Annotated in this window: 5 protein-coding genes; all 5 read left to right on the top strand. The window is 50.8% G+C overall.

Translation table 11 applies throughout. The annotated features are described in order from the left end of the window. Window positions 1–175 precede the first annotated feature (175 nt). A complete protein-coding gene (locus ACJROR_RS15165) occupies window positions 176–1,045 on the top strand; it encodes a class III extradiol dioxygenase subunit B-like domain-containing protein (protein ID WP_406547822.1) in 870 nt (289 codons plus the stop codon). A 189-nt stretch (window positions 1,046–1,234) separates the two neighbouring features. Beyond that, window positions 1,235–1,789: an AmmeMemoRadiSam system protein A gene (amrA, locus tag ACJROR_RS15160; RefSeq protein ID WP_406041301.1), complete on the top strand. Its 555-nt coding sequence runs from the start codon at window positions 1,235–1,237 to the stop codon at window positions 1,787–1,789. A gap of 256 nt (window positions 1,790–2,045) precedes the next feature. Then, complete coding sequence (locus tag ACJROR_RS15155) at window positions 2,046–2,603, top strand: hypothetical protein (RefSeq protein ID WP_406547821.1); 558 nt, start codon at window positions 2,046–2,048, stop codon at window positions 2,601–2,603. A 103-nt stretch (window positions 2,604–2,706) separates the two neighbouring features. Beyond that, window positions 2,707–4,137: an exonuclease SbcCD subunit D gene (locus tag ACJROR_RS15150; RefSeq protein WP_406041297.1), complete on the top strand. Its 1,431-nt coding sequence runs from the start codon at window positions 2,707–2,709 to the stop codon at window positions 4,135–4,137. A gap of 58 nt (window positions 4,138–4,195) precedes the next feature. Beyond that, a partial coding sequence (locus ACJROR_RS15145) for an AAA family ATPase (protein WP_406547820.1) occupies window positions 4,196–7,763 on the top strand: 3,568 nt, incomplete at its 3' end.

Raw genomic sequence — 7,763 nt, 5'->3', positions numbered from 1 at the left:
TGTTTGCTCTTTCCAAAAGGTATCATGGGAGCTCTGCTTTTTCCGGAAGTTTTCCTTCGGCAATGTTTGGCATCTGTGACGCAGATTAGTTTATGCCTCCATGGTTACGGATAGAATTACCTGAGGCGGTTATTTTATGCAAATCCGCCGGTATCGGTATCACAGGGGAGTGAAAATGACTGAAGCTGCAACCGAATCTTTAACAGCGGCCAATCTTACGGAGAACACCGGCATTATCGCCGCCTTCGCAGTGCCGCATCCGCCCCTTATTGTTCCTGCCGTGGGCCGGGGCCATGAAAGCATTGCGGCCCGCACCATCGCTTCCTATAACGCCGTGGCTGAAAAGATTGCGGCTCTGAACCCCGACACCATAGTCATCTCCAGTCCCCATGCGGAAGTAGGAATGCGGGGCTTTGTGCTTCCGGAAAAGGCCGGTCTCAGGGGCAGCTTCGCCCAGTTCCGGGCCCCGGAGGTGACGTTTGCCGAAGAGGTCGATACCGAACTCCGGGATGAACTGGTTCGCGACTCAGCTCCCGGCTTTTTCATTCCCTTAGGATCCCCGGAGCTGGATCACGGTACCATGGTGCCTCTTTGGTTTATCCGGAAATACCTGAGTTCCTTCCGGCTTCTGGTGACAGGCTATGCCGCACGGGTGGATTTCGCCGCCTACTACCGTGCCGGAAAATGCATCCAGAAGGCAGCCGCAAAACTGGGACGCCGGACGGTTTATGTAGCCAGCGGGGATCTCTCCCACAAGCTGCAGGAGGACGGGCCTTACGGCTTTGTTCCCGAGGGGCCGGAGTATGATGCCCGGATCATGGATGTCCTGGGCCGGGCGGCCTTCGGGGAGCTCTTTTCCTTTGACAGCGAATTCTGCGATCGGGTGGCGGAGTGCGGCCATCGCTCCTTTGTCATGATGGCCGGGGCTCTGGACGGCTATGAGGCAGAACCCCATGTTTATTCCCACGAGGATCGCACCGGAGTGGGCTACGGCGTGGTATCCTTCATGAGAGGGCAGCCGGACAGATCCCGGACATTTGCCTAGCTGTTCCGTGAGAAGTTCCGGAATCCCGGTTCTGATCACCGGAACATAGATAAGGCAGGTGAGAAAGAAACTGGTAAAAGAAAAGAGACCGCCGCCATGCCTGCAAAGAACAGCCGACAGAGATAAAGAATAGCAGGCAGGAAATACCAAGGCAGATAAGAGGAAAACAGGCAATAGAGGAGAAACGCCATGACAGAAGCGCAGGTTCAGGAATGTCAGAAGAAACGCAGCAATGCCGATCCCTGGGTCAGGCTGGCCTGGGACACCATAACCGCATATGTGACAGACAGGAATATCATCCCGGTGCCGAAAGATCTTCCGGAAGCACTTTATAAGGAACAAGCAGGGGCCTTTGTATCCATCCATAAGCTGGGGGAACTCAGAGGCTGCATCGGCACCATTGCTCCCGTAATGCCGTCTCTGGCTGAGGAGATCATCCGTAATGCCATTTGCGCCGCCACCCAGGATCCCAGGTTCCATCCCATTGCCGCCAGTGAACTGCAATTTCTGGACATCTCGGTGGATGTGCTGGGAGCTCCGGAGCCGATTTCCTCCAAAAGCGAACTTGATATTAAGCGCTACGGGGTCATAGTCACCTGCGGCGGCAGAAGGGGGCTTCTCCTTCCGGATCTGGAAGGGGTGGAGTCCGTGGATCATCAGATTTTTATCGCCTGCCGCAAGGCCGGGATCGATCCCAGTGAGCATTACGCCCTCCAGCGCTTTGAGGTGATCCGGCATTATTAGCCCGGCAGCTCCCGGTTTTTCAGGAAATTCTCTGTTCCTGTCTGAGGACTTTCCGGCGCTGTCAGCCCCGGATTCCGTCCCTGTTCTTTTTTCTGCTCCTTCCGGGAATCCTTAGGCGGAGCGGCTTCCCGGAGCCTTGCAGCCATGTCCCTGCGGCTCTTCCTTTTGCTTCCGTATCATGATTCGTCTCAAAAATTATAAATTGATCATACTTTTAAAATAATTTTTAAAAAACATTGATTTTTGCAATTCCGGTATGACATCATTTTTATGGCGGCGGCGCGGCATTTCGGCTCCGGTGTTTTTCTCCTCACCGCTGAGCCGGGGTGCCGAAGCCGCCTTCGCGAATCTCGTCAAGACGAAATTAATCTTACTTGTCAGCGCTCATGAAAACTATCAGACAAGCGGGCAATCAGGGATGGATATGAATAATAAAAATTCTTCAGAGGAAAATGCTTCAGACAAAGACTTCTTCGCTGAAGATGCAGAGATGGCTTGCGAGTTTGCGAATATCTCCAAAAGACGGATTAAAGGAATGTCGGCTAACATTACCATCAAGGCAAAAGACTATGAGAAATGCGGGCCGAGAATCAGGATCCAGAACAGCCTTCACGATAAGATGGAGTCCGCGAACATGTTTGAAATGACCGTTCCCGATGCTGAAATCAGCGGAACTTCTGACGGATTGACTTCCGAAGACCTGGCGTTCTTCGGAAGCTTCGTTCGTAAAAACGAACAGGTTTTAACCGCGTACCGGAATAACGGCCGATGCATGTTTATCGCGGACGTTATTGATGCCCTGATGCCCGGATGACTTTATGCCCCGGTTTACCCATTTTTTAATGCGCCTTTTTAGGCGCGTCGCCTGTGAGAGACGCAGGTGAATCGTTATCTCCCATAAAAGCAAGGAACCCTTTATGACTTCAGAAAACCGCGCCTTAAGAATCCTTCACACCTCCGACTGGCATCTTGGCAAAAGGCTGCATGACTTCGACAGAAGCCAGGAATATGAATATTTCAGAAAATCACTGCTGGAAAGCATTGCGGAGGGAAAGCCCGAGGTAATGCTTATTGCCGGGGATATTTTTGATAATGTAACCCCCAGCTTTGATGCGGAGAAGTTCTTCGGGAACACGCTGAACATGATCCGCCGGGAGAATCCCGATCTCCATATCGTGGTTACCAGCGGCAATCATGACAGCGGCCGGAAAATAGACAACATCTCCATTTACATGGAGACCTGTGACAGACTGAGAATAACAGGGGAGCTTCCGGTGATAATCAGCGGCGAAAATGGTTCTGTTATGGAACCTGACTATGAGAAGCTGGTTTATCCCGTATATAACGGAGAGACTTTGCGGGCTGTTATTGTATCTATGCCGTTTCTGACGCCTGCGGGAGTTTCCGGTCTTACCCTGAACAGCGACGCCGGTGATTACGAAACCGCCGTCCGAAACCTTTATCAGAGCTGCCTTGCCTGTATCCGGGAGCGCTATCCCGAGGCGCGTGAGGGCCGGGTGCCGGTGATAGCCATGGGGCACTTCTATGTTAAGAATTCCGCCATCGGCGAGCAGGATGAGAACAAGGTTAACATTCTGGGCGGGGAAGGACAGGTGAGCGCTCAGATCTTTGACGGCTATGACTATACTGCCCTCGGTCATATCCATCTCCGGCAGAATATCATTGAGAAATCCCTTGCTATCCGGTACTCAGGTTCGCCCCTCCCGGTAAATTTCGGGGAGCTTAACTACTCCAACGGGGTGGATATGGTGGATTTCAGACCATCTTCTGACGGCAAAGCCGGTTTCGCGATCTCCGTGCAGACAAAGCCTTTTAAGCGGTCAGTGGAGTTTATCAGAATCCCGCAAAGAGGAGGGACTGCCGGCGAAGATGAGGTTTTTGACATTCTGGACGGTCTTTCGGCCCGGAACGAAGAAAACGTGAGAGAGAAGAATCCCGGGGGACTCCCTTTTCTGTCGGTATTCGCTCTTTATGATCCGGAGCATTCCGCCTTTAGCACCTCCAGGGAGTTTCGGGATGTTCTGGAGAGCAAGCTTAACAATTTAGCCGGCAGGCTGGCCCGGATATGCGACAAGAATGTGATTTTAAAAACTGCCGCTTCATTCCGGAATAATAACGGGGATCAGGACATTCAGGATCTCCGCGATATTACCGACCCCATGACACTGGCTGAGCGGATGTACCGGGAGGTTAATCATGGAGCTGACATGAGTTCGGAGCTTAGGGCCCTGTTGTCCGACATTATCAGGGAAGCCGAAGGAACACAGGAAACATCCGGAAGCAAGGGCAGGAAGAAGACGACCGCAAAAGTTATGACCGGGAAATAACATCCGAAGCCTTCGGGAAAAGCGCAGAAAGAATCAGTGAATAAAGAGTGACATCGCTATGAAGATTTTAAGAGTTGCAGGAAAGAATTTGGCCAGCCTTCAGAAATTTGAGATTGATTTTCGGAAGCTTACGGGTGGCAAGAACGAAGTATTTGCCATTATCGGAGACACCGGCGCCGGCAAAAGCACCATATTGGATGCCATCTGTCTGGGACTTTACGGTCTGACCCCCAGAATATCCAAGGGCAGTCGGCAAGGGGGGTTGGCTCTTGATGACAATTTATCTGACGTTTCTACGGCAGATAATATTCATATTATGACCAGAGGACTGACCTCATGCTTTGCCGAAGTGGATTTTATCGGCCGGGACGGCGAGCTTTACCGAGCTCGTTATGAAATAGAGCTGAAACGAAAAAATTACTCTTATTCCCACAATATCAGATTATTGGACAAAGCCGGAAAACCGGTTAAAACCGTGGCAACAACCAAAGACGGAAAAAAGCTTCAAGATTCGGACGTTGCCAGGTGCACTGGCCTTTCCTGGAGTCAGTTCAGCAAGATCATTATTCTCCCTCAGGGGGAGTTTACCGCTTTTCTTGATGAGGATTCAAATAAAAAGATTGAGCTTCTGGAAAATCTTACCGGCACCGAAATCTATAAGAACATCGACGTTGTAGTGAAGAAACGAACCGGTATCATCGATAGGGAAAAAAATGATCTGCAGCTTCAGATGGATAGCATTAAAGCCAGACTTTTGCAGCCTGAGGAGATTTCCGAAACCGAATGTCAGATTAACCGCTTAAATACCGAGCTCAATGCCGTCGATGCCAGAATTAAGGCAGTGTCCGATTTCACGGACTGCCAGAAGCAGATAAGCTCCGTTAAAGGCATCACCGAAACCTTAGAGCATCAGAAAGAGGAATTGGAAAGCGAGCTTAACGGACTTCAGCGGGAAAATCGCACCATCACCCTTTACGATCTGGTTTCTCCCCTGAGAGATATACACTCTGATATAAAACTTCAGGTGAAATTAAAGGCAGATCATGAGAGAAGGGAGACAGAACTCAATGCCAGAACTCCGGAGCTTAACACCAGACTTGAGGAAAACCGGAAAATCCGTGACGAGAAAACCCGGAACAGAGATCTCCGGCTTTCGGAAAGAGATGCCCGGAAGCCTGTTTTGGCAAGAGCCGAAGCCCTGACCCAAAGCAGCTCCCGTCTGGCCGGAGATCTGGAGAATCTGAAGAGCAATATTGAAGCTGAAAACAAAACTCTTTCAAAAATCGATCAGGAGCTTAAGACTCATGACGGCCAAAAAACGGATGCCGAAGCCCGCCGCAAGGATCTGGTGGCTGCTCAGGAGAGAGACAGCAAGTATCAGGATCTCCTCCTGGTATGGAATGATCTTAATGCCAAGCTCCCGGAATACCGCAGTCAGGGGAAGCTTCTCACCAGACTTAACAAGGAGGCCGGAGATGTTACCGCAGCCATGAAGAGCCGCGTTTCCGCCTGGGAGACAAACTGGCAGCAGTATCACGCTCTTACTCAGGACAGCGGAACCTATTCCTTTGCCGCAGGCGAACTGCCTGATTCCGCCCCTCTGGATGCGGCCCTGGAAAGGCTGGAGGACTGGCATGCTCTTTCTTCCGGACTCAGGAACAATGTCTCCGCTCTCCTGAACGCCACGGAATGCTACCTTAATGACGCCGCCGGTGTTTCCGGCCGTTATCAGGCCTGCCTGGAGAGTCTGGAAAAACTCGGCGAAAGGGAGAAGGCTCTTAAGGAAAAACGGGATGCTTATGCGGCAAAGGAACCGGATCTTAAACAGGCGGAAGAACTGGAAGCACGGGTTTTGGAGACCGAAAAGGCGAAATTGGAACTGAAGGGACAGCATGATACCTGCCAAAACCATCTTGCCGAAGTTAAGTCGCGGCTTGAAGCTCTGAAAAATGAAAAGGAGAAGCTCGAAAGCGAGCGCGCTGATTTGAACGTCAGAATGGCACAGGATCAGGAATGGCAGCCGCTGGAGTCCGCATGGAACGATCTTTACCGCATGTCTGATAAGTACCGAATGCTGAGCGGCTATATTGCGGGCTATGACCGTGATATGGCGGAACGGGAACAGGATTTAACCGCTGCGAAAAACCTTCTTAACCAAAAATTTCAGGCTTATCAGGAGCTGGTTTTGCAAGAATCCGGCTTTTCCTCGCCTCTTGATGATCTTCCTTCAGCAGAGCCATACACCGCTGCACAGGAAACTTTGAAGACCTGTCAGAAGATGTTCTCCAGACTGGATGCCCTTATCAGGGATACGGACGGCCGCATCAGAAATTTTCAGAACCTGACAGACGCCTTTTTGGAAAACTGCGCTCAGGCATCCCGGGATAACGATAAGTTCAAGGTTTTTCAGGGCGATAATTCCCCCATTACCGCTATTGAAAAGAGAATTAAGGAACTGAACCAGAATATCAGCGCCTGCAAGGCGGCAAAGCATATTAAGGATACTGCCATTAAGCTGAAATCCGGAGAACCGTGTCCCTGCTGCGGATCCCGGGATCATCCGGGGCTTGATGGCAGTAATAAGGAGATTGCAGAATTTTGGGAAAAGCTCATAAGCGAACTTCCTCAGTACGAAAGCGATCTCGAAGCTGCCGAAAAGGAACTTAAAAAGCTGAATGCAGATAAAACAGCTCTGGAAACCTGTATCGATAAATACCGGAAGGATCTTATAAAGGAAATCCGCAATATCGCCGGAGGCGTTAAGGATCTTGCTGCCGGCCGTGATGAGATAACAGGGCTTTTTAATACTCTGGGCGGAATGGCGTCAGGGGCAGAACCTCCGGTATCCGGTATCATTGTCAAGCTGAAGACACTGCTTCAGGAAACAGCGGAAAAGGGCTTAGGGCTTCATTTTCTTACCGGTACCGAGCTCTCCGAGATTTCCGGAATCGCTGCCTGGTATCAGCAGGATCTGGAGCGGGCTGAGGCATATCCGGTATTTGATAAAACCGCCGCCCTTAATGCTCTTAAGGAAGATCTCAGTAACGCTGCTGCCGATCTTGCTAAGTTCCGGACAGATACCCTGGAGAAGACTTCTGGCACGCTAACGGAAATTGATGACACAATCCGCGGCGTACCCAGATCCCGCGAGGAGATCGCCGCTGCCCGAGATCAGATTGATGATCTTAACAATGCTCTTAAGAGTCTCCGGGAGAAGAAGGAAAGCGATCTTAAGGATCGAGATTCCTTAACTGTTTCCGGTGATGAGGTTATTCAAAAGGTATTCAGGGATCTTATCAAAGAGAGCTCTCAGGAGGAGTACCAGTCCCGGGTCAGCTGGTATGAAGAAACCGTAAAGCGTATTTCCGAGACTAACAGCGCCCTTGATAACAATACCAGGAACACTGAAGCTAATGAAAACAGCCTTAAAGATGCCAGCGAAGAGCTCTCAGATAAGATGAAGCAGGAAAAAAATATCGCCGCTGCCATCGAACTCCGGGATCAGGAAATGGCAGAGCACAACGCCAATCTTGAAAAGCTTTTGTCGGGGCATGACAAGGCCCAGACCTGCCGCAATGAATTCGAGAAGGCCATCAGAGCTTCCGAAGATGAGCTGACCCGGGCCC

The organism is Succinimonas sp., from assembly GCF_045225735.1.
Lineage (GTDB): Bacteria > Pseudomonadota > Gammaproteobacteria > Enterobacterales > Succinivibrionaceae > Succinimonas.
The sequence above is the reverse complement of the archived record's forward strand: the minus strand, read 5'-3'. Positions and strand labels throughout refer to the sequence as shown.

Coding starts and splice junctions, on each gene's coding strand:
- ACJROR_RS15150 (WP_406041297.1), top strand. CDS start 2,707: ATGACTTCAGAAAACCGCGCCTTAAGAATCCTTCACACCTCCGACTGG.
- ACJROR_RS15155 (WP_406547821.1), top strand. CDS start 2,046: ATGACATCATTTTTATGGCGGCGGCGCGGCATTTCGGCTCCGGTGTTT.
- amrA (WP_406041301.1), top strand. CDS start 1,235: ATGACAGAAGCGCAGGTTCAGGAATGTCAGAAGAAACGCAGCAATGCC.
- ACJROR_RS15165 (WP_406547822.1), top strand. CDS start 176: ATGACTGAAGCTGCAACCGAATCTTTAACAGCGGCCAATCTTACGGAG.